Source organism: Dorea sp. AM10-31, from assembly GCF_003435815.1.
Taxonomy (GTDB): Bacteria; Bacillota; Clostridia; order Lachnospirales; family Lachnospiraceae; genus Dorea_D; species Dorea_D hominis.
This window is the reverse complement of the sequence record NZ_QTUV01000002.1, coordinates 67,422-90,638: the sequence shown is the minus strand read 5'-3', so window position 1 is coordinate 90,638 and position 23,217 is coordinate 67,422. Positions and strand designations below refer to the sequence as shown.

The following is a 23,217-nucleotide window of genomic DNA, read 5'->3' as shown; positions in this document are numbered from 1 at the left end:
CTGATTTATTTTATCATATAGCGGATCAGACATAAAATCAGCAAATGCACCGGATAAAATATATAGAAAAACCACCGGTTCCATTTTTTGAACTTTGTCATCTGATTTCCATTATAATAGCACAAAAGTATAATCCCGGACAAGGCGATTCCAAGTCCGTTTCCGCAGGCGAGGCATGCCGCTTTAAAAATTCCATGCGCACTTATATAAGTACTGAAATTTAAAATCATAAATAAAATTATCACGATCACATAACTCTTTGCAAGCTCTTTTTTCCTACCACGATAACGGACAAATAAATACACGCCAAGTGGCGCAATTAATTTCCAACAACAAAAGAAACTGGTTGCAAAAATCAGAACCAGAGAAATCCTGTGTTCCCACTCTGCCATCGGGCGTTCCATAAGCTCCGGAACCGCCAGGCATAAAAGCAATGTAAACAGCATATTTAACTGTCCATCCCGAAACGCCATACTATATGGGATCTGCGAAAGGACTGCAAAAACAAGTAATCTTCCTGCATAATTTTTTCGGCTTCTCGTGTAATAATACCCTTCCACAAGAAAATAGCACATGGTTATTGCTGCAAAATATCCGATGTCGCTTAAGCTCTCATATAAAAAATTGCCCGGTGTCAAGAACATCCGGGCAATATGATTGCAAACCATTGTCAGAATTGCAATGTATTTACATGTATCACGGTTCATTATTTCACCAGTAAAGAAGTGCCATTCATCTCTTTTGGCTGCTCCATACCCATTAATTCGATCAGTGTTGGAGCGATATCAGCCAGGCATCCACCTTCTCTTAATTTGTAAGCCGGATCAGCATTTACAAGGATAAACGGTACCGGGTTTGTTGTGTGGGCGGTAAATGGTTCTCCTGTCTCATAATCAATGAGCTGTTCTGCATTTCCGTGATCAGCACAGATGAACATCTGTCCGTTAACTTCTTTCAAAGCTTCAACTGCCTTGCCAACACACTCATCAACTGCTTCCACTGCCTTAATCGCAGCTTCCTGTACTCCGGTATGTCCTACCATATCCGGATTTGCAAAGTTGATGATGATAACATCATACTTATCAGATTTGATCGCAGTTGTTAATTTGTCGCATACTTCGTATGCACTCATCTCCGGTTTCAGATCATAAGTTGCTACTTTTGGAGATTTAACAAGGATTCTGTCTTCGCCCTCATTCGGTTCTTCCACTCCACCATTGAAAAAGAATGTTACATGTGCATATTTCTCTGTCTCTGCAATACGTGCCTGTTTCAGACCGTGTGCAGCCAGATACTCACCGAATGTATTTGTAATCTCTTCTTTGACAAATGCAACCAGTTTATTTTCGATCGTAACATCATATTCTGTAAAGCATACAAATGTTGTCTTTACTCTGTCACCTCTCTCAAAGCCGTCAAATGCGTCATCACAGAAAGTTCTTGTGATCTCTCTTGCACGATCCGGACGGAAGTTAAAGAAAATAACAGAATCATCATTTTTAATCGTTGCAACCGGTTTCCCGTCTTCAACAACAACGGTCGGCAGAACAAATTCATCTGTTGTATCTTTGTCGTAAGAAGCCTTGATTCCTTCCGGTCCGCTTACTGCCTGCTCGCCTTCACCGCAGACAAGTGCACGATATGCTTTCTCGACACGATCCCAGCGGTTATCACGATCCATAGCATAGTAACGTCCCATAACCGATGCAACTTTACCTACACCGATTTCTTTCATCTTAGCTTCCAGTTCTTCTACATATTCTTTACCGGATGCCGGTGGTGTGTCACGTCCATCCAGGAAGCAGTGTACATATACTTTCTCGATGCCCTGTTTCTTTGCCAGTTCCAGAAGTCCGTAAATATGTGAATTGTGACTGTGTACTCCACCATCAGATACCAGTCCAAAAAGATGCAGTGCGCTGCCATTATTCTTCACATTCTCGCACGCAGCAAGAAGCGCTTTATTTTCAAAGAAGTCTCCATCCTGGATTGCTTTTGTGATCTTTGTCAGATCCTGATATACGATTCTTCCGGCTCCCATATTCAGATGTCCGACTTCTGAGTTACCCATCTGTCCATCCGGAAGACCTACTGCCATTCCGCTTGCATTTCCTTTTACAAAAGGATATTCTGCCATTAATTTATCCATAACCGGTGTGGCTGCCTGCGCAACTGCATTACCGTTTGTATTCTCATTTAATCCATAACCATCCAAAATCATTAAAACTGTTGGTTTTTTACTCATAAAATATTGTATCTCCTTTCTCGTTTTTTGCAATTAAAAACTGCTTCGATTCCTGCATACAGAAATCGAAGCAGTCAAAATACTTATTATTTGTAATTTACAATCTTGCCAAAGTCAGCTTTCAGGGAAGCTCCACCTACAAGACCACCGTCGATATCTGCCTGTGCAAATAATTCAGCAGCATTTCCTGCATTTACAGATCCACCATACTGGATGCGGATTGCTTCTGCTGTTGCCTCGTCATATACTTCAGCGATGCATGCACGGATTCCTGCACATACTTCTTCAGCCTGCTCTGTTGTAGCCGTCTTACCTGTTCCGATTGCCCAGATTGGCTCATAAGCGATAACTGCTGTCTTAGCCTGATCTGCTGTAACATTCTGGAATCCGACTTTAACCTGCTGGCGAATGAAATCCATTGTTACACCCTGTTCTCTCTGCTCAAGCGTCTCTCCACAACACATGATCGGTGTAAGACCATGTTCAAATGCTTTGAGGACTTTTTTATTAACAGTCTCATTTGTCTCTGCGAAATATTCTCTTCTCTCAGAGTGGCCGAGAACAACATATTTAACACCAGCGTCTGTGAGCATTGCCGGAGAGATCTCTCCTGTGTAAGCTCCGCTTTCTTCAAAATACATATTCTCTGCTCCGACTTCAATGTTGCTTCCTTTACATGCTTCTACAACCGGAATGATATCAATTGCAGGTACGCAGAATACAACATCTACTTCTTCGTTAGCAACTAATGGTTTTAATTCTTCAACCAAAGCAACTGCTTCACTTGGAGTTTTGTTCATTTTCCAGTTTCCTGCTACAATTTTCTTTCTAGCCATTTTTATCTCTCCCTAATTTTATATTTGTAAGTCTTTACTTATCATTTGCAGCTGCAACACCCGGCAGTTCCTTTCCTTCCAGGAACTCTAAGGATGCACCGCCACCAGTAGAGATATGAGTCATCTTGTCACCGTATCCAAGCTGGTTAACAGCTGCCGCAGAATCACCACCGCCGATAATTGTAGTAGCTTCTGTATCAGCAAGTGCTTTTGCTACTGCTTCTGTTCCTTTTGCAAAGTTCGGCATCTCGAAACATCCCATTGGTCCGTTCCATACAACTGTCTTTGCGTCTTTTACTGCATCACAGAAAATCTTGATCGTTTCTGGTCCGATGTCAAGTCCTTCCCATCCGTCCGGAATCTCGCCACGTTTTACAACTTTGATATTTGCATCGTTAGAGAAATCATCTGCGATTACGTTATCTACAGGAAGAAGAAGTTTTACACCTTTTTCTTCTGCTTTCTTTTTCATGTCCAGTGCATACTGGCAGTAATCTTCTTCCAGAAGGGACTTACCAACTGTACCACCTTCTGCTTTTGCAAATGTATAAGACATTCCACCACCAATGATCAGTGTGTCAACTTTGTCAAGCAGGTTGTTGATTACAGAAATCTTGCTGGATACTTTGGCTCCTCCAAGGATCGCAACAAACGGTCTTGTCGGATTGTTTACTGCATTTCCGAGGAAATCGATCTCTTTCTGCATAAGATATCCTACAACTGCTGTATCCACATATTTTGTAACACCCACATTGGAACAGTGCGCACGATGTGCTGTACCAAATGCATCATTTACAAATACATCGCAAAGAGAAGCGAGTTCTTTGCTGAATGCATCCCCGTTCTTTGTCTCTTCTACTCTGTAACGGGTATTCTCAAGAAGAATAACATCTCCGTCTTTCATTGCAGCTACTGCTGCTTTTGCATTCTCGCCTACGACTTCTCTGTCTGCTGCAAATTTAACTTCCTGTCCGAGCAGTTCTGATAAGCGTACTGCAACCGGTGCCAGAGACAGCTCCGGTACTGGCTCTCCCTTCGGCTTTCCAAGGTGAGAACAAAGAATAACCTTACCTCCGTCTGCAATCAGCTTCTTGATTGTTGGAAGAGCTGCTACAAGACGATTCTCATCTGTGATCTTACCATCGATAAGCGGTACGTTAAAATCGCATCTTACGAGTACCTTTTTTCCTTTTACGTTGATGTCATCAACTGATTTTTTGTTAAGCATATCGTTTACCTCCTAATATTCAAAAAAAGAGGCCCGGTCCAATAAGACCGGACCCTTTTTTGAGTCATAATTAAGCTAATTCAGAGAAGTATTTGATTGTTCTTACCATCTGGCTTGTGTAAGAATTCTCATTGTCATACCAAGATACAACCTGAACTTCTGTTGTTCCGTTGTCTAATGGCAGAACCATTGTCTGAGTAGCATCAAATAAAGAACCATATCTCATTCCTACGATGTCGCTTGAAACGATCTCATCTGTGTTATATCCGAAAGACTCTGTAGAAGCTGCTTTCATAGCTGCATTTACTTCGTCAACTGTAACTGTTCCGTCAACAACTGCTGTAAGAATTGTTGTAGATCCTGTAGGTGTTGGAACACGCTGAGCAGATCCGATTAATTTTCCATTTAATTCTGGAATAACAAGACCGATTGCTTTTGCAGCACCTGTGCTGTTAGGTACGATATTAACTGCAGCAGCACGGGATCTTCTTAAATCACCTTTTCTCTGCGGTCCGTCAAGTGTCATCTGATCTCCTGTGTAAGCATGGATTGTGCACATGATACCAGATTTGATAGATGCAAGGTCGTTCAATGCTTTAGCCATTGGAGCTAAGCAGTTTGTTGTACAAGAAGCTGCGGAAATAACTGTGTCTTCCGGTTTCAGTTCTGTATGGTTTACATTGTATACGATTGTAGGAAGATCGTTTCCTGCCGGTGCGGAAATAACAACTTTTCTTGCTCCTGCTTTGATGTGTGCAGATGCTTTCTCTTTAGATGTGTAGAAACCTGTACACTCAAGGACAACGTCTACTCCGATTTCTCCCCAAGGAAGTTCCTCAGCGTTAGCCTTTGCATAAATTTTGATTTCTTTTCCGTCAACAATGATGGAATCTTCTGTAGCTTCTACTGTATCAGCCAGTGCATATTTTCCCTGTGATGAATCATATTTTAACAGGTGAGCAAGCATCTTAGGAGATGTTAAGTCGTTGATTGCAACTACCTCATATCCCTCTGCTCCAAACATCTGTCTGAATGCCAGACGTCCAATACGTCCAAAACCATTAATCGCTACTTTTACTGCCATGATCAATTCCTCCTAAAGTTTATTCTAACTGTACTTCATTGTGAACGCTTTAACATTTTAAAGCACTCCCAACTGGCTTAATTGTACTAAATCTGGTACAAAAGTTCAAGTGTCTTCTATATTTTTATGAAAGTTGCTTAAAAACAGGCTTTCTTTGCTTAAATTCTGTATAATATGTAAAACCGCATGCCCGCAATATGCCATTTGCCTTATCAAAATCCCATGCAATATGCTCCGGACAGTGTCCATCTGCACCGACTGTGATGATCTCTCCACCTAACTCCCGGTATCTTTTTAATACATCCGGGTGTGGGTGTGCATATGGAAGTCCATATTTTAATCCTGCCATATTGAGTTCAAGTCCTTTGCCTTTCGCAATGATATTTTTCAGGATCTCATCGATCAGCTCTGCATATTTCAGATACGAATATGCCTGTTCTTTATCTTTTCCATAACGGATCATATAATCCAGATGTCCGAGCACATCATAATCTTCATAAATACGGACATCTTCCAGCATCTCTTCCAGAACTTCCCGGTAAACTTCTTCATCTGTTTTTCCATCAAAGATCTCTCCGTGTGCGATATCCAGTTTATGTGTGGAATGTACGGATCCAATCACAAAATCAAATGGATATTTTTTTACAAATTCCCGGTAAAACGGTTCCAGATAAGGCTGAAGTCCGATTTCTACACCGATCCGTACATCAATCTTATCTTTGTATTTGTCCCGCAGCGGCGGCATTACTTTAAAATATTCTTCCGGCTCAAACACTTCTTCCGGTCCCCATGCAAAATCATCTTTGTCGTGGTGATCCGTAAAACAGACTGCCTGAAGCCCTTTGGCTATCGCACCAAGGATCATCTCCTCCGGTGCGGACTTTGAATCATGTGAAAAATTCGTATGCATATGCACATCTGCCCGCATCATCGCATTTCCTCCTGTCACTGTTTTTCATTTACTGTTTCGTATTCTCTAGCTGTCTCCGATGATCGTTCCACCGCCAAGCACATAATCCTGGTCATAGAGGACAACTGCCTGTCCCGGCGTAATTGCTCTCTGCGGTTCTTCAAATGTACAGAGGATCTCATCTTCCCCTGTTTTCTCCACCATGCACCAGGCGCCTCTGTGATTATAACGAATCTTCGCCCAGACGCGTTTCGGTTCTTTAAGGTTCTCCACAGACATGAAATTAACCGCATTGGCACGGACATAACGCGACATGGACTCTTCATTGGAACCAACTACTACTTCATTCGTCTCCGGTCTGATCTCAAGGACAAATACCGGATATCCGAGAGAAAGTCCGAGACCTTTTCTCTGTCCTACTGTATAATGGATGATTCCTTTATGTCTGCCTACAACAGTTCCATCACTTGTCACGAAATTGCCCGGCTGTATCTTCTCTCCGGTATACTCTTCTATATAAGAAGCATAATCTCCATCCGGAACAAAACAGATATCCTGACTGTCTGGTTTGTGCGCCACCTGAAGTGCGACTTCCGATGCAAGCTCACGGATCTGGTCTTTCGTATATTCCCCGACTGGCATAAGTGTTCTCGCAAGCTGGTCCTGCGTCAGATTATAGAGTGCATAAGTCTGGTCTTTTGCTCCGGTTGCGGATGTATGAAGCGCATAGCGTCCGTTTGGAAGCTGTTCGATCTTCGCATAGTGACCGGTTGCGATATAATCTGCTCCGATATCCAGGCTTCTCTTCAGGAGAGATTCCCATTTTACATATCGATTACAGGCAATACACGGATTCGGTGTCCTTCCATTTTTATATTCATTTACAAAATAATCAATGACATGTTCTTTGAATTCTTCCTTGAAATTCATAACATAATAAGGGATACCGATTGCTGCTGCTACGCGTCTGGCATCGTCTACGGCGCTTAAACCGCAGCATCCGCCATTCTCTTCCTGGACAAATTCATCTTCATCCTGCCAGATCTGCATCGTTACCCCTACTACATCGTATCCCTGTTTTTTTAAAAGCCAGGCAGCCACGGAGGAGTCAACTCCTCCTGACATGCCTACAACTACCTTCTTTTTATCCATGCTTTTTTCCATGTTTGTCTCCCGGCTTTAATATTCCTCTTCTTCGTCCTCTTCACCTTCGTGAATATCAGACTTTGGTTTCTCTAATCCTTCGATCGTAATACCATTTTTTGTTGCATAGTCCCAGAGTGCTGCATGAATTGCTTCCTCTGCAAGAAGTGAGCAGTGTACTTTTACCGGCGGAAGTCCGTCCAGCGCTTCCATTACGGCTTTATTTGTTACCTCCATTGCTTCCTGGATTGACTTTCCTTTAACAAGTTCTGTCGCCATACTGCTTGTTGCTACAGCAGCTCCGCATCCAAATGTCTTGAATTTGACATCACGCACGATCTGGTTCTCATCGATATCAAGATAAATTCTCATGATATCTCCACATTTTGCATTACCAACTGTTCCTACTCCGCTGGCATTCTCTATCTCTCCGACATTTCTCGGATGCTGGAAATGATCCATTACTTTTTCTGAATACATATTAAATTCCTCCTGTATCTTATATCTTGTCTGTGTCTTGTTATTTATTTCTGTTTCTTTACAAAATCTTCATATAATGGTGACATATTTCTTAAGTGTGCCACGATCTCTTTCAGATTATCCACAACGTAATCAATGTCTTCTTTTGTAATCTCTTCGTTGATCGTCAGTCTCAAAGAGCCATGTGCGATTTCATGAGGCAGTCCGATTGCAAGTAGTACATGGGAAGGATCAAGAGATCCGGATGTACATGCAGATCCGCTGGATGCACAGATTCCTTTCATATCCAGCATGATCAGAAGAGATTCTCCTTCTACAAACCGGAAACTGAAGTTGGCATTGTTTGGAAGTCTGTCAGTTCTGTGTCCATTCAGACGGCAGTATGGAATTTCTTTCAATACACGATCAATCAGATAATCTCTGACCTCGATCTCTTTTGCCACTCTCTCTTCTCTTGTATTCGCAGCACGCTTTGCAGCTGTTCCGATTCCGACAATTCCAGGAACATTTTCTGTACCTGCACGACGTTTTCTTTCCTGTGCTCCACCATGAACGAATGAACGGATCTTCACACCTTTACGGATATAAAGAAAACCGATTCCTTTCGGTCCGTTAAATTTATGTCCACTTGCACTGAGCATGTCAATATGACACTCGTCTACATTAATTGGAAGCTGTCCATATGCCTGTACTGCATCTGTATGAAATAAAATACCGTGCTCTTTGGCAATCTCACCGATTTCTTTGATCGGCTGGATCGTTCCGATCTCGTTATTTGCAAACATAACAGAAATCAGGATGGTTGTCGGACGGATTGCTGCTTTTAATTCATCCAGTTTTACTTTTCCGTCTTCATCTACATCTACATAAGTAACTTCAAATCCTCTTTTTTCCAGATACTGTGCAGTGTGAAGGATCGCATGATGCTCGATCTTTGTTGTAATAATGTGATTGCCTTTCCCTGCATATGCTTCTGCTGTTGCTTTCAACGCCCAGTTGTCAGATTCTGAACCACCTGCTGTGAAATAAATTTCATTTGCACTGGCTCCAAGTGTATCAGCAATTGCTTCTCTCTGTTTGCTGATCATTTCTTTATTACCGGACGAAAAGCTGTAAACGCTGGAAGGATTTCCATAATGCTCTGTAAAATAAGGAAGCATTGCATCTACGACTTCCGGTGCTGTTTTTGTTGTTGCTGCGTTATCAAGATATAACAGTTTACCCATGATAAATTCCTCCATTTTCTATTCTGAATGAGTACACTTCGTATGATCATATACACCGTGTGGATTCATTTCTTTGCTTTCTTTTACCAGTTCATCTAACATCATCTCATCAACTGCATGATTGATGCTGTCGTTGATCCTCTGCCAGACATATTTGGTTACACAGCCTTCAGAAGCCATACATCCTTCTTCTGAAAAAAAAGCTGCACATTTGACCGGTTCCAGACTTCCTTCGAGTGCCCGCAAAATATCTCCCACTGAAATCTCACTGGAATCTTTTGCCAGTACATACCCGCCGGAGGCTCCCCGGATACTCTTCACCAGACCTGCTTTCTTCATCTTAGCCACAAGCTGCTCCAGATACCGTTCGGAAATTCCCTGTCTCATTGCAATACTTCCAATAGAAACCGGTTCCTCTTCACTGTATCTGGCAAGATCTATCATTGCCCTTAAGCCATATCTGCCTTTCGTGGAGAGCTTCATCTCATCACCTTCTTTAATTCCTACCAATTCAATTCCCACTAAATTACTAGGATTTTTCCTTTTGTAGAATAGCACCCTCTTAAAGTTCTGTCAAGGACTTCATTCAAATATAATATAATAATATTTTCAGCGGTTTTCCGACCGAAAGGAGTCTGTTTATGACAGAGAAACATATCATCCTGAAAGGAACCTTTGTTCTGACCCTTGCCGCTTTTATATCACGATTCCTCGGTTTTTTCTACCGTATGTATTTAAGTCACACCTTCGGCGAAGCAAATGTCGGGCTGTATCAGCTCATTTTCCCGGTCTATACACTGGGGATTGCCATAACATGCGCCGGAATCCAGACTGCGCTTTCCCGACATGTTGCCGGTTACGTTGCTAAAGGGAAAAAAAAAGAAACAGAGCTGCTTCTTTTTACTTCTATGATTTATACTGTTTTTCTCTCAGTGATTCTTATGCTTTTTACGCAGCACTATGCGCATGACATCGCATGTACGCTGTTGAAAGAACCGGCATGCAAATCCCTGCTGCTCCTGCTCTCTTACTGTTTTCCTTTTGCTGCCATCCACTGCTGTATCCTCGGCTATTATTTCGGTATGAAACAGGCTAAAATTCCCGCCTGGTCTCAACTTCTGGAACAGTCTGTCCGAATTCTTTCTGTATATGCAGTCTATTCTTTTGGCATCCGACACGGGCAGCATTTTTCTGTCTCCGTTGCAGTACTTGGAATGATCGCAGGCGAAGCTGCCGCAGCATGGTATTGTCTCCACAGTTTAAATTCATATTCCGAGACATTATCATCCCGCAAATCAACAGACATCCTTTTTCTCCGAAGGCTGTGCTGTCTGGATAATTTAAAGGCATTTCTTTCACTGCTTCGTTTTTCAATTCCGCTTACCGTAAGCCGGATCATGCTTACACTGCTGCAATGTCTGGAGGCATTCTCCATTCCATGGAATCTACAATATTACGGTCTGGATTGGAATGAATCTCTTCGTATCTACGGCGTACTGACCGGAATGGCACTTCCGTGTGTCCTGTTTCCAAGTGCGCTGACCGGATCTCTTGCAACAATGATCCTGCCATCTGTTGCACAGATTGAAGCAGAAAACAATATCCGAAAATTACGTCGTCTGATACGTAAAGTGACAACTACGTGCATTTTGCTCGGAAGCACATGTTGTATCCTGCTTCTGCTTTCAAGCTCTTTTATAGGAGTATGTCTCTTTCACAGTCCTTTAGCATCCAGATACATTTTTACACTCTCATGGATCTGTCCATTTCTGTATACGAATACAACATTTATCAGTGTTTTAAACGGAATCGGTAAAGCTGGCATATCCCTTTTCATCAATATGTTTACAATACTCATCCGTATTGCAAGTATCTATCTCAGCATCCCGGCATACGGAATCCGAGGATACCTGACTGGACTACTGTTAAGCCAGATATTTATGTTTTGTTTCTGTTTTATTTATCTGCATTATCATTACAGATTCAATGCGAACCGAAGGACAGCTGGGCTCACATAGCATTCCAGGAAAATACCGATAGCAAACAAAATTAACACACCAGTTGTCTTATTTATATTCCAGCGATTTACAACAGGATAATTCAGTAAATAGATCAATATTGCCACATATGCCGCGACATAGAAAGGCATATGTGGCAGCAGTGCCAGCACGCAGATAAATATTCCTTTTATTCCAAGTTGTAAGACTGCTGCGCAGAACAATACGCCTGCCAGAAAACCTGTCCATAGAAAAAACAGTACCGCACTTGTCTTTTTCCATCTTGTTGCCCCTGCAAGCGTAAGAATGCAAAGAGGTAACAGGCGCATACGCACAATGTACCATATATATTCCAGTCCAGGTACGCACACTTTCACACTCTCTGTTAAATGATTTTCTGCAAATATTCCCATCTGCATGATGGATTCCTGCGCAATCAAATTCGCATACAGGATTCCTGCCATCACTCCCGCTGCATATACTGCTACCCAGATTTTTGTATGTTCACGCATTGCCACGCCTCCCGACCTAAAGATAATTTATTATATGTCAGGATTCTTCTTACTAATGACAGTGTTTTTTAAGAGGCTTATCTAAAATAAATACATTTAATGACAGTATTTGGATTCGTATGCCAAAATTGAGGCGATTGTCTTGGAATCTTCAATCTTGCCGGTAAAGATCATCTCCCTTAACTCCTCCAATGTATATGCCTTCACCTGGATAAATTCATTCTCATCCAAATGTTGTTTCGCAGGTTTGAGATCCCTTGCAAGAAAAATCTCTACCTTTTCATCACAAAATGCGACCGTTGTACGCAGATCCATAAGCCACTCTATATTCTCCGCCTTGTAGCCAGTCTCTTCTTCCAGTTCTCTTCTTGCGCATTCGATTCCAGGCTCTCCTGGTGCATCCAGCTTTCCTGCCGGGATTTCCAGTGTATCTCGCTCCAGTGCATTACGGTACTGTGTGACCATCAGAATCTTGCCGTCATCCATAACCGGAATTACGGCAGCCGCTCCGTCATGGTGAATAAAATCCCAGTCTTCATGATTGCCATTAGAAAATTCCATACGGTCTTTGTATATTTTTAGAACTGTTCCTGTATAAGCCAGTTCTCTGCTTACTCTTTTTACTTCGTTGCTCATAATTTACCTCCTTGCCACAACAGCAACCAAACACACTTCGCGAGTTTTGTTCACTGATTAGTAGTCAGCAAATGCTACCATTCAAACATGGCGCATTTTCCTTGTTGCCATAACAAAAGGCAGAACCGATATTCACCGATTCTGCCTCTATTTTATCTTCTACTTGGCATAGTCTGTAACACGTGATTCACGGATTACATTGACTTTGATCTGTCCAGGATATTCGAGTTCAAACTCGATCTGTTTTGCTATATCTCTGGCCATTAATACCATATCTGCATCAGATACTTGTTCTGGAACTACCATAACACGAATCTCTCTACCTGCTTGAATTGCAAAAGATTTATCAACACCCTTGAACTGGTTGGTGATATCTTCTAATTGTTTTAACCTGTTTGTATATGTTTCTAATGTTTCTCTTCTCGCACCCGGTCTTGCAGCAGAAATCGTATCTGCAGCCTGTACAACACATGCAATCAGAGTTTCCGGTTCTACATCTCCATGATGTGCTTCGACAGCATTAATAACCGTTGCAGATTCTTTGTATTTTCTACAAAGATCCACACCAATCTGAATATGCGATCCTTCTACATCATGATCTATAGATTTACCGATGTCGTGCAGAAGTCCTGCTCTCTTAGCAGTACGGACATCCAGTCCGATTTCCCCTGCAAGAAGTCCAGATAACTGTGCAACTTCCATAGAATGTTTCAGCGCATTCTGACCATAACTTGTTCTGAACTTCATACGTCCAAGAAGCTTGATCAGTTCCGGATGGATTCCGTGAACACCGACTTCTAACGCTGCTGCTTCTCCTTCTTCACGAATCATCGTATCGACTTCTTTCTGTGCCTTTTCCACCATCTCCTCAATTCTTGCCGGATGAATACGTCCGTCAACAATTAATTTTTCAAGTGCAATACGTGCAACTTCTCTTCTTATTGGATCAAATCCGGATAAGACAACTGCTTCCGGTGTATCATCAATAATCAGTTCAACACCTGTCATCGTCTCCAGTGTACGAATATTACGTCCCTCTCTACCAATAATTCTGCCCTTCATCTCATCACTTGGAAGCTGTACTACGGAAATCGTAGTCTCAGCAACATGATCCGCGGCACAGCGCTGAATAGCAGTTACTACATATTCTTTTGCTTTCTTGTCCGCTTCTTCCTTTGCCTGGGCTTCCAGTTCTTTTACCATCTTGGCAGTGTCATGTTTCACATCTTCTTCAACAGTTTTCAACAAATATTCTTTTGCTTGTTCGGAGGTAAGTCCTGAGATTCTTTCTAGTTCCTGTACCCTTTGCTTACTCAGCTCGTCTACTTTAGTTTCACGCTGTCTGAGCTGTTCTTCCTTTGCTGCAAATCCTGCTTCACGCTTTTCTATAGCATCTGCTTTCTTGTCCAAAGTCTCTTCCTTGGAAAGTACACGCTTCTCATAACGCTGTAATTCAGCTCTGCGTTCCTTTGTCTCTTTTTCAAGTTCATTCTTGTTCTTGATAGACTCTTCTTTAATTTCCAAGAGAGACTCCTTTTTCTTTGCCTCAGCCGTCTTCACTGCATCATCAATGATCTCACGCGCCTTTGATTCTGCATTTCCGATCTTCGATTCTGCATTCTTACGCAGATTCGAAACTGTAACAAAATGACTGATGATTACACCTGCTATGACAAGCACTACTGTAACAGCAATCATAATTCCGTCCGGCACAGGAGCACCTCCTTATTTAATTTTTATTGTAAAAATACAACGTACAAATACAACACTTAAATTTTATACTGTTTTACCAAAGATGTCAAGCGCTCCCCTCAGAAACTTGTATTACTTGACGTATGTCTTCATAGCGGAATCCTTTTCTCGTCAGATAGCCCAGTATTTTACGGGTTTGCACATGATCCGCCGTCTCCGGGTCATAATGCTTCTTTGCAAGAAGCGTCATGATCGCATGTCTGGCATCTTCATGCCCGTAACACTCTTCCATCGCCTCGTCAATCTCATCTCTTGCGATTCCCTTCTCTGCCAGCGCCGCATAAATCTCTCTCTTGCTCTTTTTATCCTTCCTGCTGTCGATAAAGCTGCGGGCATAAGCCGCATCATTGATATAGCCGAAAGACTTCACATAAGCAATCACTTCCTTCACGATATCATCCGGATAGCCTCCACGCTTAAGCTTCGTACGGAGTTGCTCCTCCGTTCTCCCCATATCTGTCAGTAAATGCATGGCTCGAAGCTTTGCACGTTTCAGTACAATCTCACTCCGGATCTTCTGATATATGTCTTCTGCTATCTCCCGGCTCTCTGCCAGATGATACCGCTTAACCTCTCCCTGATAGAGAACAAATGCCGGATGTTCATCTATATAGATGCGGAACTTTGTCTTTGTCAGTGGTTCCACTCTGGTGACTGTCATTACTCTTTCTCAGCTTTCTTTGGAGTCTCTGTCTGTTCTTCTTCCTCTTCACCGTCTTCAAATGCATAGTGCTTGCGGATCTTGTGATCCAGTTCCTCCATGATATCCGGGTGTTCTGTCAGATAGTTCTTGGCATTCTCACGTCCCTGCCCGATCTTATCACCGTTATACGCAAACCAGGATCCACTCTTGCTTACCAGTCCAAGGTTTACTGCGAGATCAAGGATGTCTCCTTCTTTTGAGATTCCCTTACCAAACATAATATCAAATTCTGCTTCCTTAAACGGAGGCGCAATCTTATTCTTCACAATCTTCACTCTTGTACGGTTACCGATCATCTCACCACTCTGCTTCAATGTCTCAATTCTTCTGACATCCATACGGACAGATGCGTAGAACTTCAGTGCACGTCCGCCGGTAGTTGTCTCCGGATTGCCAAACATAACACCGACTTTTTCACGCAGCTGGTTGATAAAGATCACGACGCAATTGGACTTGCTGATTACAGGTGTCAGTTTACGCAACGCCTGAGACATCAGTCTTGCCTGCAGACCAACGTGTGAATCTCCCATATCTCCTTCGATCTCCTGTCGCGGTACAAGAGCCGCTACCGAATCAATAACAATAATATCCATAGCTCCGGAGCGCACCATCGTCTCCGCAATCTCCAGCGCCTGGTCTCCACTGTCCGGCTGTGAGATATAAAGCTCATCAATATCTACACCGATATTCTTTGCATATACCGGATCCAGCGCATGCTCTGCATCGATAAAACCGGCAATACCGCCCTGCTTCTGCACTTCTGAAATCATATGAAGCGCAACCGTTGTCTTACCACTGGACTCCGGTCCGTAAATTTCCACAATTCGTCCCTTCGGCACACCCCCCATACCGAGCGCGATATCCAGACTCAGAGATCCTGTCGGAATTGTCTCAACTGCAACCTGTGCTGCCGGATCTCCCAGCTTCATAACCGTACCTTTACCGAAATCCTTCTCCAGCTTTGCAATGGCTGCATCTAATGCCTTCTTCTTATTCTCATTCTTTGTATCATTACCTGCCATAAAAGTTATCTCCTTCTCTCGCGACGAACGCATGTTCGTTTTTCTGTTTACAATAGTAGTACACTTGTTCTGTTTTGTCAATATACTTTCGTCTCTCTCTGTGAAATAATCCGGCGAAGTGCCGATGTTGAATTACAGAATGTATTTATATATTCAGCATGCTTAAATACATTTTTACTCTAGCATACTCTCCGGAACAAGTCAAAGAGAATTTCTGATATCGCCACACTTTATTTACACACGTCGATCCATTTCTTACACTGTCCGTATCGCTCCAGTTCCGGAATCGTAAGTTGGATCATGCTGTTGCCGCTTCCTGCTGCCGGATAGACCGTTTTATAAGCTTTGAGTGATTCATCCAGATATACCTCTACGCCTTCATTGACAGCAAACGGACATACGCCGCCGACTGCATGACCTACCAGCAGTTCTACTTCCTCGAATTTCAGCATATGCGCTTTGCTTCCAAACTCTGTACGGTATTTTTTATTGTCAATCTTCTTATCTCCCGCCGTTACGATCAAGATTACTTTTTCATCCAGATGAAAAGACAGTGTCTTAGCGATTCTTCCCGGCTCGCAGCCTAATACATCTGCTGCCTCTTCCACCGTTGCACTGGAACTGTCTTTCTCCATGACTCTGTCTTCCATCCCATAATTCTTAAAATATGCTTTTACTTTTTCAATTGCCATGTTTTTATTCCTCGTTTTCTTCTTTTGTCATATGTAAAACATTATACTTTTTTCTTTTCACAAGCGCAACCGTCCCATATGAAATCCTTTTACCTGCAAAACCTGCCACTGATTGCTCCATCCTAATGCTATGGTGACAAAAACAGCTTTTTCATAACAAACGCAAGACATCCTCCCGGGGAACGGGCTTCTACCGTTTCATCTGCAATAACCGGACAGGCACACACGGCTTTTCCGTTAAGGAAATACTGTACTTCACCAATCTGTTCTCCCTTTTTTACCGGCGCATGCAGATTCTTCGGAATCTTCTTTTTTACTTCCAATTTTTCATCTTTTCTCATCAGGATTTTCTCTGTTTCTTTCTGGATATGTGCCGTCAGATGTTCCCCTTTCTGGTATGGATTTCCTTTATTTACAGCATCCTTTATATATACCTGGATTCCTTCTTCATCCGGAAACTCTGCCTTTTGATAATTTTTCAGTCCATACTCCATCAGTTTTCTCGTATCTTTCCATTTATAAGAACGGTTCCCTGGCCACCCGCAGGCAAGAAGTACTACAATAAATGTCCGGTTATCACTTTTTAACGCTCCGATATAGCAGTATCCTGCTTTCGCTGTAAATCCCGTTTTTCCGCTTAGTGCCCCATCCATCATTTTCAAAAACGCATTATGATTCCGGCAGGAAAATGTCCTTGTCTGCTCGATGTTCTGGAACGAATACATCTCCTTTCGTGTAATCTCAAGAAACTGTTCTCGTTTTGGCGATTCTGTGATGCAATATCGGAAAATCCGTGCAAGATCTTCTGCTGTCGTCCGATGTGCACCTTTTTCATCTGTTCCATCCAGACCGTTCGGTGTCACAAAGTGCGTATCTTTGCATCCAATCTCTTTCGCTTTTTTATTCATTTCCACAGCAAATTCCTGTACACTCCCAGCAACGTTTTCCGCAACCAGCACTGCACTGTCGTTATGGGACTCCAGCATCAGCGAATATAACAGATCTTTCAGTCTGTAATTTTCTCCTTTCCGCACGCCGAGACGGACCTGTGGCTGCCGGCATGCCTCTTCTGAAACTTTTACTTCACTGTCTGTTTTTCCTTCTTCCAGTGCCAGAATACACGTCATAATCTTCGTTGTGCTTGCCATCGGGCGCACTGCATTTCCTTCTTTTTCAAATAAAATACGCCCACTATCCGCATCCATCAGGACTGCCGACCGGGCGTATAACTGTTCTGCAAACTGTTCTCCCTCTGCTTTAACTGCAACCGGTTTCCGGCTCCACCAACTCACAAGAAAAACGATAAGCAAAATACATGCTCTGTTTCTTCTATTTTTCATATTGCACCGCCCATACATTACTATCCTAAATGTATGCAGACAGTCCAGAATCTATACATCTAATTTTAGCTGCACTTCTTCTTCCGCTTCTGATTTGAAATGCTCCACCTGTTCCGGATTCAGAACCGGAAGATCATCTACAGACTGGATACTGAATCTGCGCAGAAATTCTTCTGTCGTTCCAAACAAAATCGGTTTACCCGGCGCATCCAGCCTTCCCACTTCACAGGCAAGGTTATATTCCACCAGTTTATTCACCGCATGATCCGACTTCACACCTCTGATCTTTTCAACCTCCAGCTTCGTCACCGGCTGTTTGTACGCAATAATCGACAACGTTTCCAGCAGGACATCTGTAAGCACATACCGTCTCGGCTGTTTGGCGATACGGATCAGATAATCATAATTTTGCTTTTTCGTACATAACTGGAAAGAATCCTCCAGTTCTACGATCTGGATTCCACGGTCTTCTGCCTGGTATTTATCCATCATCTGATGGACGATCTTTCTTGTTGTCTCTTCATCGTGTTCAATGGCAGATGCAATCTTGCCAAGTTCCACAGAGTCTCCCATTGTAAATAAAATTGCTTCTATTGCGCTTTCTAATCTATTGATCTCCACTGTCTCCATACCTTTCTTCTCCTACATGCGAAGTGATCAGAATGTCATCAAACGGCTGTTCCTGACTGATACTGATCTGTCCTTCCTTCATCATCTGCAAAATCGCAAGAAATGTTACCACAACCTGTGTTTTTGAACTTTGCTTTGTCAGAAGACTCCGGAAACTAAAGTTTCTGTGTTCCTTTGCATACTCATAAACATAGCCAAGCTTGTCTGTCAGCGTCACTTCTTCTTTTTCGATTTTACCGAATTTGCTCCGCACCGGATCGACTTTGTCCACCTGACGTCTCATGACATCTTTGAAAATACGGTTCAGTTTTGCCAGCGTAAGATCTCCTAATAGCTTGTCCAGATCGACCGGCTCCACATATTCCATGACTTCTTCCGGAATAGTTGCTTCCTTGTACAGGATTCCTTCCGAATCTGTCTCTCTGTCCTTCAACTCATAGGACATGAATTTATACATCTTATATTCCAGTAACTGTTCTACTAATTCCTGTCTCGGATCTTCCTCTTCCCCGTCTTCCGTCACTTCTTTTGGAAGTAGCATCCGGCACTTAATATCCAGAAGCGTAGCCGCCATAACGAGGAACTCACTCATAATATTCAGATCTTCCCGTTCCATGGCTTTGATGTAGTCCATGTACTGGTTTGTGATCTCTACGATTGGAATATCATAAATATCTATTTTATTTTTGTCTATTAAATGTAAAAGCAGATCCAACGGACCTTCAAACACCTGTAGTTTTACCGGAATTCCCATTTCTCATCCTCACATTATTTTCATATACCGTAACTTATTTATTATACAGAATTTTCCTGTTAATTACAAGTTTTCAAATGCAATACGATAAATTCCGCCGGATTCCACAGACGGATATGAAATGTATGCGTTCCAAGACCTTTGCTTACAACACTGATTTTGTCGCCATCCCGGTACAGATCACCTGAATATTTCGGAAATAGTTCAAATGCCGGAGAAATAACCCCTAAGATTCCTGGTATTCTCACCACACCTCCATGCAGATGTCCGGACAGCACAAGATCCGCCCCCCACTTCTGATATGTCTCCATATAAGTTGGATTATGTGCAAGCAATACCTCGTACGTTGTCTCATCTGGCTGTCCGATCCGTTCGATTATTTCTTCCACAGTAAGCGTACCTTTCCGGAAACGCCGATAACAGGCTAACGGAATCTCCAGCCCGCGAAGTGTGATATTATACTCCGCAAAACGCACTGTTTCATTTTCCAGAAAATGTACTCCGCAAGCCTCCAATACTTCTTTGTATTCCACATAAGAATATTGATAATCTTCCGGGTTCTCTTTCATACGCTGCTCGTGGTTACCACTCGCACAATAAACCGGGCAGATCCCGGTTATTTCTTTTACAAAAGAAAGCGCCGGCGCATAATCGGTATCTTCTTTTCCGATCAACATATCACCGCCAATCCAGATAAAATCCGGATCAGACTCACGGATCGCTTTTACAAGGTTCTCATTATTCTGTCCGTATTGCTGATTATGAAGATCACTTAAAAATACAATTTTCTTTTCTTTTCCTTCCGGAATATTCAGTTTTTCAGATACGATCGCATAATCGGTTCTCTTAAAACAATGTACTTCTCTGTAAATCTCGATTCCGGCAAGAATAGCCAGAACGAGAATAATTTCTGCTATGATCTGCACGGCTTACTCTCCTTTTGCCCTCTTAAATGCCTGCAACAGTGTACGAATATCTGCGAATGCATAATCCGGCATATATTCTGTCTCTTTTAAGTCTTCCGGCTTTGCTTCCCCTGTATAGACGAGTGCCGTCTGCACTCCGGCATTGATGCCACAGGCAATATCCGTATACAAACGGTCTCCGACTACCAGCACTTCTTCCGGCCTGGCATTCACCTGTTCCATACACATCCGTACAATCTCCGGATTCGGTTTTCCGACATAATAAGGCGTCCGGTCAACCGTCACTTTTAACATTTCACAGATTCCACCACAATCCGGCACAAAGCCGAACGCTGTCGGACAACGATAATCTGGATTTGTACCGATATAATCCACTTCCGTGCGAAGAAGCAATTCACAGGCTGTCTCGATTTTTCCATAATGAAGCGTCCGGTCAAATCCTGCCACAACACAGGCAACATCCGGCTCTACCTGCTCTGTTACAAACAATCCACATTCTTCTACTTCTTTTCTGAAAGATGGTGTACCGAGAACGAAAAGCTTTTTTCCGGCATAGTGCGCTTTCAAATACTCACAGGTTGCATAAGATGCTGTCATAAACTGGGATGCCTCCGCCCGGATCCCCCAGCGGGCAAATTTTTCTATATAATCTTTTCTGCTTTTCACAGAATTATTTGTGATATAAAAGGATTTCCCTCCAATTTCCTCTATATAATCCAGCAGTTCTTTTGTTCCGTCATATAAAGTCTCGTCCACTGCCAATGTTCCGTCTATGTCAAATAAAAAATATCTTTTGTCTTTCAGCATATATGTTCTCCTTCATTTCATTCAGTAACAGTATATAATTAATGTCAGGACTTTGCAAACAGAAAAGAAGACGCAAACTCCCGGATAACATCAAATAATCTCTGTCTGCCGATACTTTCTTTCGATACAACCGGAACAGTTCCAATCGACTTTCCATCCAGTGTATATTCTATTGTTCCCACTTTGTCACCTTTCTTCACCGGTGCATGAAGATTCTTCTTTATATGAAGAGAACGCTTGATTTTGGATATATCTTCTCCCTGTGACAGGACATAGGAAAACCTTTTTTCCGTCATAATTTTAAACATATCTTTTTTGCCGCGTATCAGTTTTATCTCTTTTAATTTCAGATTTTCTTTCTCCCGGTATACTTTGCATGAGCCGAATCCATATTCCAGAAGAGAAATGGCATCTTTCATCCGCTTCTTACTGTCATCTGCCGCCATGATCACTGCGATCAGTTCTACATCGTCTTTTTTTGCAGTCGCAGAAATGCAGAATTTTGCTTTTCCGGTAGAACCTGTTTTCAGTCCGGTTGCATATGCATAATGCCTGATCAGTTTATTCGTATTGCTAAGTCCGAATGTTGTCTTTCCTTTTTTCGTCTCGTGTGTAATGTCTTCCATCCAGATTTTGCAATACTTTTCAATCTGAGGGTGTTTACGCAGCATCTCTCTCGACATTTTTGCAATATCTCTTGCTGTTGTCTCATGTCCGTCTGTATCCAGACCGTTACAGTTCTTAAAATGTGTATGCATCATTCCCAGCTCTTCTGCTCGCTTATTCATCTGTCCGACAAACACTTTCTCACTGCCTCCGACATGTTCTGCCATTGCCACTGCCGCATCATTGGCGCTTGCCACAGCAATACATTTGATCATCGTCTTAACGCTCTGTGTCTCTCCCGGTTCAAGAAATACCTGGGAACCACCCATAGATGCAGCATACTCAGAAACGGTCACCGGATCTTCCAGTTTTATTTTTCCAGCATCCAGTGCGTCAAATACAAGCAGAAGTGTCATAATCTTCGTTACGCTTGCAGGCGGGCGTTTCTCATCTGCATTCTTTTCATACAAAACTTTCCCAGTCGATACTTCCATTAAAAGAGCAGACGGAGCTGATACCATTTCTTTTGTATCCTCTGTCTCCTTCTGCTCTTTTTCTTCATTATCTGTATTTTCTGTAGTTTCCCTTTCTTCTTCCGCCAGACTTAAGATACTGCTCTGGCAGGTCATCATAACAACCGCTAGCAAAAACACTATCCCTCTTTTTATAATCTGTTTCATCCGGCATCCACCAATTTTATGTAGTTACTACTAATATAATAAATGCTTACATAAAATATGAGTAAAATCTATTTTTCCTCCGGGTTCTCCTCTTCATACTTTTCTTTGTTTGCTCTTGCTGTTTCTATCGCTCTCTTGAAATAAATGATACTGCATCCAACCGTTATCACTGTTCCAATACCTGCCGCTGCAATTCCTTCTATACCACCTGCTTTAATTCCATTTATTACAGCACCTGAGCCAACAATCCAGATCATCCATGCAGCTCCCATAGTTGCATAAAACAGTTCTACTTTCTTGCTGGAATGTCTGAGATTTTTTTCTGGCAGGTAACGTTCCAGATAGGAACCACACCACATGAACACTATAATAAGACCAATCAACAATATGCTTCGTCCTTTTAGTAGCAATACATTTCCTTCTGGCCAGAACAGTACATTCAATATCCATACCGGATCCCCCCATAATGTCGGCAATAAAATTAATACAAGTGGTAAAGTCATCAACAGATAAATAATCAGCTGAAACCTGTGCATCGTATTTTCTCTTACTGTTCCCATAAGCATCTTTTCGGTCTCTTCTTTATAATGCTCCGGTTCTATCTTTTTCCCGGCCAACAGTTCACTTACTTCGATATCCAGCTCTCTGCAAATCTCCTCGATCAGATTCACATCTGGAAAGGACCTTCCGTTTTCCCATTTGGAAACTGCACGGTCTGTTACATTCAGTCTGTCTCCTAATTCTTTCTGTGTCAGATTTTTTTCATGTCTGCACTGTGCTATAAATTTTCCCGTCTTCCGTACATCAATCATATTCTGTACTCCTCTCTGATTCACTGCCCATATCATAACATAATTTCTTATTTTTCTCACCACACTGTCAGTTGAGTTATATTTTCATCCTTCAAATTGTGTATTTCGCATGATTTTTTCTTGAAAATACAAGTTTTTCGTGTCATAATATAACACAATACATCTATAAGGAATGCTTATCATCAGAGGAGGTTTT

Annotated in this window: 24 protein-coding genes; 1 reads left to right on the top strand and 23 read right to left on the bottom strand. The window is 42.3% G+C overall.

The genetic code is table 11. The annotated features are described in order from the left end of the window. Positions 1-5: 5 nt before the first annotated feature. The 10 genes from DW125_RS03535 to DW125_RS03490 all read right to left on the bottom strand — a co-directional run bounded on the left by DW125_RS03535 (position 6) and on the right by DW125_RS03490 (position 9,635). On the bottom strand, positions 6-707 hold the full coding sequence (locus DW125_RS03535) for a TraX family protein (protein WP_117537169.1): 702 nt from the start codon (positions 705-707) through the stop codon (positions 6-8). After that, positions 707-2,245 (bottom strand): 2,3-bisphosphoglycerate-independent phosphoglycerate mutase, encoded by a 1,539-nt coding sequence (gpmI, locus tag DW125_RS03530; RefSeq protein ID WP_117537168.1) that lies wholly within the window; start codon positions 2,243-2,245, stop codon positions 707-709. Before gpmI ends, DW125_RS03535 begins: the two co-directional genes overlap by 1 nt. A gap of 86 nt (positions 2,246-2,331) precedes the next feature. Beyond that, on the bottom strand, positions 2,332-3,081 hold the full coding sequence (tpiA, locus tag DW125_RS03525) for a triose-phosphate isomerase (RefSeq protein WP_021860512.1): 750 nt from the start codon (positions 3,079-3,081) through the stop codon (positions 2,332-2,334). A 34-nt stretch (positions 3,082-3,115) separates the two neighbouring features. Then, a complete protein-coding gene (locus DW125_RS03520; protein WP_117537167.1) occupies positions 3,116-4,309 on the bottom strand; it encodes a phosphoglycerate kinase in 1,194 nt (397 codons plus the stop codon). A 70-nt stretch (positions 4,310-4,379) separates the two neighbouring features. Then, positions 4,380-5,393 carry a type I glyceraldehyde-3-phosphate dehydrogenase gene (gene gap / locus DW125_RS03515; protein WP_021860514.1) on the bottom strand — a complete coding sequence of 338 codons (1,014 nt, stop codon included), beginning with the start codon at positions 5,391-5,393 and terminating at the stop codon, positions 4,380-4,382. A 124-nt stretch (positions 5,394-5,517) separates the two neighbouring features. Further along, on the bottom strand, positions 5,518-6,321 hold the full coding sequence (locus DW125_RS03510) for a histidinol-phosphatase HisJ family protein (RefSeq protein WP_117537403.1): 804 nt from the start codon (positions 6,319-6,321) through the stop codon (positions 5,518-5,520). Positions 6,322-6,369: 48 nt separating this feature from the next. Then, positions 6,370-7,455, bottom strand: a complete 1,086-nt coding sequence (gene mnmA, locus DW125_RS03505; RefSeq protein WP_117537402.1) for a tRNA 2-thiouridine(34) synthase MnmA — start codon at positions 7,453-7,455, stop codon at positions 6,370-6,372. Between the two features lie 27 nt (positions 7,456-7,482). After that, entirely contained in the window at positions 7,483-7,926 is a 444-nt protein-coding gene (gene nifU, locus DW125_RS03500) for a Fe-S cluster assembly scaffold protein NifU (protein ID WP_021860518.1), read from the bottom strand. A gap of 44 nt (positions 7,927-7,970) precedes the next feature. After that, on the bottom strand, positions 7,971-9,152 hold the full coding sequence (gene nifS / locus DW125_RS03495; protein ID WP_117537166.1) for a cysteine desulfurase NifS: 1,182 nt from the start codon (positions 9,150-9,152) through the stop codon (positions 7,971-7,973). A gap of 18 nt (positions 9,153-9,170) precedes the next feature. After that, complete coding sequence (locus DW125_RS03490) at positions 9,171-9,635, bottom strand: RrF2 family transcriptional regulator (protein ID WP_021860520.1); 465 nt, start codon at positions 9,633-9,635, stop codon at positions 9,171-9,173. A 158-nt stretch (positions 9,636-9,793) separates the two neighbouring features. Between DW125_RS03490 and DW125_RS03485 the strand changes: the two genes are divergently transcribed. After that, the gene (locus tag DW125_RS03485; RefSeq protein WP_117537165.1) at positions 9,794-11,170 is read left to right on the top strand and encodes a polysaccharide biosynthesis protein; all 1,377 of its coding nucleotides are present in this window, start codon (positions 9,794-9,796) and stop codon (positions 11,168-11,170) included. Here the strand turns inward: DW125_RS03485 and DW125_RS03480 are convergent. From DW125_RS03480 to DW125_RS03420, 13 genes are all read right to left on the bottom strand, one after another. Further along, positions 11,128-11,661: a stage II sporulation protein M gene (locus DW125_RS03480; protein ID WP_117537164.1), complete on the bottom strand. Its 534-nt coding sequence runs from the start codon at positions 11,659-11,661 to the stop codon at positions 11,128-11,130. The two genes, DW125_RS03485 and DW125_RS03480, sit on opposite strands and share 43 nt — an antisense overlap. Before the next feature lie 96 nt (positions 11,662-11,757). After that, positions 11,758-12,297, bottom strand: a complete 540-nt coding sequence (locus DW125_RS03475; RefSeq protein WP_117537163.1) for an NUDIX hydrolase — start codon at positions 12,295-12,297, stop codon at positions 11,758-11,760. Positions 12,298-12,456: 159 nt separating this feature from the next. Next, positions 12,457-13,995 (bottom strand): ribonuclease Y, encoded by a 1,539-nt coding sequence (gene rny / locus DW125_RS03470; protein ID WP_207722368.1) that lies wholly within the window; start codon positions 13,993-13,995, stop codon positions 12,457-12,459. Positions 13,996-14,095: 100 nt separating this feature from the next. Next, the gene (locus tag DW125_RS03465; RefSeq protein ID WP_117537162.1) at positions 14,096-14,710 is read right to left on the bottom strand and encodes a regulatory protein RecX; all 615 of its coding nucleotides are present in this window, start codon (positions 14,708-14,710) and stop codon (positions 14,096-14,098) included. Continuing rightward, positions 14,710-15,774, bottom strand: a complete 1,065-nt coding sequence (gene recA / locus DW125_RS03460; RefSeq protein ID WP_021860526.1) for a recombinase RecA — start codon at positions 15,772-15,774, stop codon at positions 14,710-14,712. Before recA ends, DW125_RS03465 begins: the two co-directional genes overlap by 1 nt. 230 nt (positions 15,775-16,004) lie before the next feature. Next, complete coding sequence (locus DW125_RS03455; RefSeq protein WP_021860527.1) at positions 16,005-16,466, bottom strand: YbaK/EbsC family protein; 462 nt, start codon at positions 16,464-16,466, stop codon at positions 16,005-16,007. A 128-nt stretch (positions 16,467-16,594) separates the two neighbouring features. Further along, positions 16,595-17,806: a D-alanyl-D-alanine carboxypeptidase family protein gene (locus tag DW125_RS03450; RefSeq protein ID WP_199537819.1), complete on the bottom strand. Its 1,212-nt coding sequence runs from the start codon at positions 17,804-17,806 to the stop codon at positions 16,595-16,597. 51 nt (positions 17,807-17,857) lie between these two features. Next, positions 17,858-18,436, bottom strand: a complete 579-nt coding sequence (gene scpB / locus DW125_RS03445) for an SMC-Scp complex subunit ScpB (protein ID WP_021860529.1) — start codon at positions 18,434-18,436, stop codon at positions 17,858-17,860. Beyond that, entirely contained in the window at positions 18,414-19,190 is a 777-nt protein-coding gene (locus DW125_RS03440) for a segregation and condensation protein A (RefSeq protein ID WP_021860530.1), read from the bottom strand. Before DW125_RS03440 ends, scpB begins: the two co-directional genes overlap by 23 nt. A gap of 59 nt (positions 19,191-19,249) precedes the next feature. Further along, positions 19,250-20,116, bottom strand: a complete 867-nt coding sequence (locus tag DW125_RS03435; RefSeq protein ID WP_330411787.1) for a metallophosphoesterase — start codon at positions 20,114-20,116, stop codon at positions 19,250-19,252. Positions 20,117-20,119: 3 nt separating this feature from the next. Further along, complete coding sequence (locus tag DW125_RS03430; protein WP_117537160.1) at positions 20,120-20,923, bottom strand: HAD-IIA family hydrolase; 804 nt, start codon at positions 20,921-20,923, stop codon at positions 20,120-20,122. Between the two features lie 44 nt (positions 20,924-20,967). Continuing rightward, the gene (locus DW125_RS03425) at positions 20,968-22,209 is read right to left on the bottom strand and encodes a D-alanyl-D-alanine carboxypeptidase family protein (protein ID WP_330411786.1); all 1,242 of its coding nucleotides are present in this window, start codon (positions 22,207-22,209) and stop codon (positions 20,968-20,970) included. 68 nt (positions 22,210-22,277) lie between these two features. After that, positions 22,278-23,021 carry a helix-turn-helix domain-containing protein gene (locus tag DW125_RS03420; RefSeq protein ID WP_158549886.1) on the bottom strand — a complete coding sequence of 248 codons (744 nt, stop codon included), beginning with the start codon at positions 23,019-23,021 and terminating at the stop codon, positions 22,278-22,280. Between the last annotated feature and the right edge of the window lie 196 nt (positions 23,022-23,217).

What these genes read in the sequence shown, in the direction of transcription:
- scpB (WP_021860529.1), bottom strand. Translation starts at nt 18,436, where the DNA reads ATGGAGACAGTGGAGATCAATAGATTAGAAAGCGCAATAGAAGCAATT.
- DW125_RS03520 (WP_117537167.1), bottom strand. Translation starts at nt 4,309, where the DNA reads ATGCTTAACAAAAAATCAGTTGATGACATCAACGTAAAAGGAAAAAAG.
- nifS (WP_117537166.1), bottom strand. Translation starts at nt 9,152, where the DNA reads ATGGGTAAACTGTTATATCTTGATAACGCAGCAACAACAAAAACAGCA.
- gpmI (WP_117537168.1), bottom strand. Translation starts at nt 2,245, where the DNA reads ATGAGTAAAAAACCAACAGTTTTAATGATTTTGGATGGTTATGGATTA.
- DW125_RS03430 (WP_117537160.1), bottom strand. Translation starts at nt 20,923, where the DNA reads ATGCTGAAAGACAAAAGATATTTTTTATTTGACATAGACGGAACATTG.
- DW125_RS03510 (WP_117537403.1), bottom strand. Translation starts at nt 6,321, where the DNA reads ATGCGGGCAGATGTGCATATGCATACGAATTTTTCACATGATTCAAAG.
- DW125_RS03440 (WP_021860530.1), bottom strand. Translation starts at nt 19,190, where the DNA reads ATGGGAATTCCGGTAAAACTACAGGTGTTTGAAGGTCCGTTGGATCTG.
- DW125_RS03450 (WP_199537819.1), bottom strand. Translation starts at nt 17,806, where the DNA reads ATGAAAAATAGAAGAAACAGAGCATGTATTTTGCTTATCGTTTTTCTT.
- tpiA (WP_021860512.1), bottom strand. Translation starts at nt 3,081, where the DNA reads ATGGCTAGAAAGAAAATTGTAGCAGGAAACTGGAAAATGAACAAAACT.
- rny (WP_207722368.1), bottom strand. Translation starts at nt 13,995, where the DNA reads ATGATTGCTGTTACAGTAGTGCTTGTCATAGCAGGTGTAATCATCAGT.
- recA (WP_021860526.1), bottom strand. Translation starts at nt 15,774, where the DNA reads ATGGCAGGTAATGATACAAAGAATGAGAATAAGAAGAAGGCATTAGAT.
- mnmA (WP_117537402.1), bottom strand. Translation starts at nt 7,455, where the DNA reads ATGGATAAAAAGAAGGTAGTTGTAGGCATGTCAGGAGGAGTTGACTCC.
- DW125_RS03465 (WP_117537162.1), bottom strand. Translation starts at nt 14,710, where the DNA reads ATGACAGTCACCAGAGTGGAACCACTGACAAAGACAAAGTTCCGCATC.
- gap (WP_021860514.1), bottom strand. Translation starts at nt 5,393, where the DNA reads ATGGCAGTAAAAGTAGCGATTAATGGTTTTGGACGTATTGGACGTCTG.
- DW125_RS03475 (WP_117537163.1), bottom strand. Translation starts at nt 12,297, where the DNA reads ATGAGCAACGAAGTAAAAAGAGTAAGCAGAGAACTGGCTTATACAGGA.
- DW125_RS03535 (WP_117537169.1), bottom strand. Translation starts at nt 707, where the DNA reads ATGAACCGTGATACATGTAAATACATTGCAATTCTGACAATGGTTTGC.
- DW125_RS03490 (WP_021860520.1), bottom strand. Translation starts at nt 9,635, where the DNA reads ATGAAGCTCTCCACGAAAGGCAGATATGGCTTAAGGGCAATGATAGAT.
- DW125_RS03480 (WP_117537164.1), bottom strand. Translation starts at nt 11,661, where the DNA reads ATGCGTGAACATACAAAAATCTGGGTAGCAGTATATGCAGCGGGAGTG.
- DW125_RS03425 (WP_330411786.1), bottom strand. Translation starts at nt 22,209, where the DNA reads ATGAAACAGATTATAAAAAGAGGGATAGTGTTTTTGCTAGCGGTTGTT.
- nifU (WP_021860518.1), bottom strand. Translation starts at nt 7,926, where the DNA reads ATGTATTCAGAAAAAGTAATGGATCATTTCCAGCATCCGAGAAATGTC.
- DW125_RS03420 (WP_158549886.1), bottom strand. Translation starts at nt 23,021, where the DNA reads ATGATTGATGTACGGAAGACGGGAAAATTTATAGCACAGTGCAGACAT.
- DW125_RS03455 (WP_021860527.1), bottom strand. Translation starts at nt 16,466, where the DNA reads ATGGCAATTGAAAAAGTAAAAGCATATTTTAAGAATTATGGGATGGAA.
- DW125_RS03485 (WP_117537165.1), top strand. Translation starts at nt 9,794, where the DNA reads ATGACAGAGAAACATATCATCCTGAAAGGAACCTTTGTTCTGACCCTT.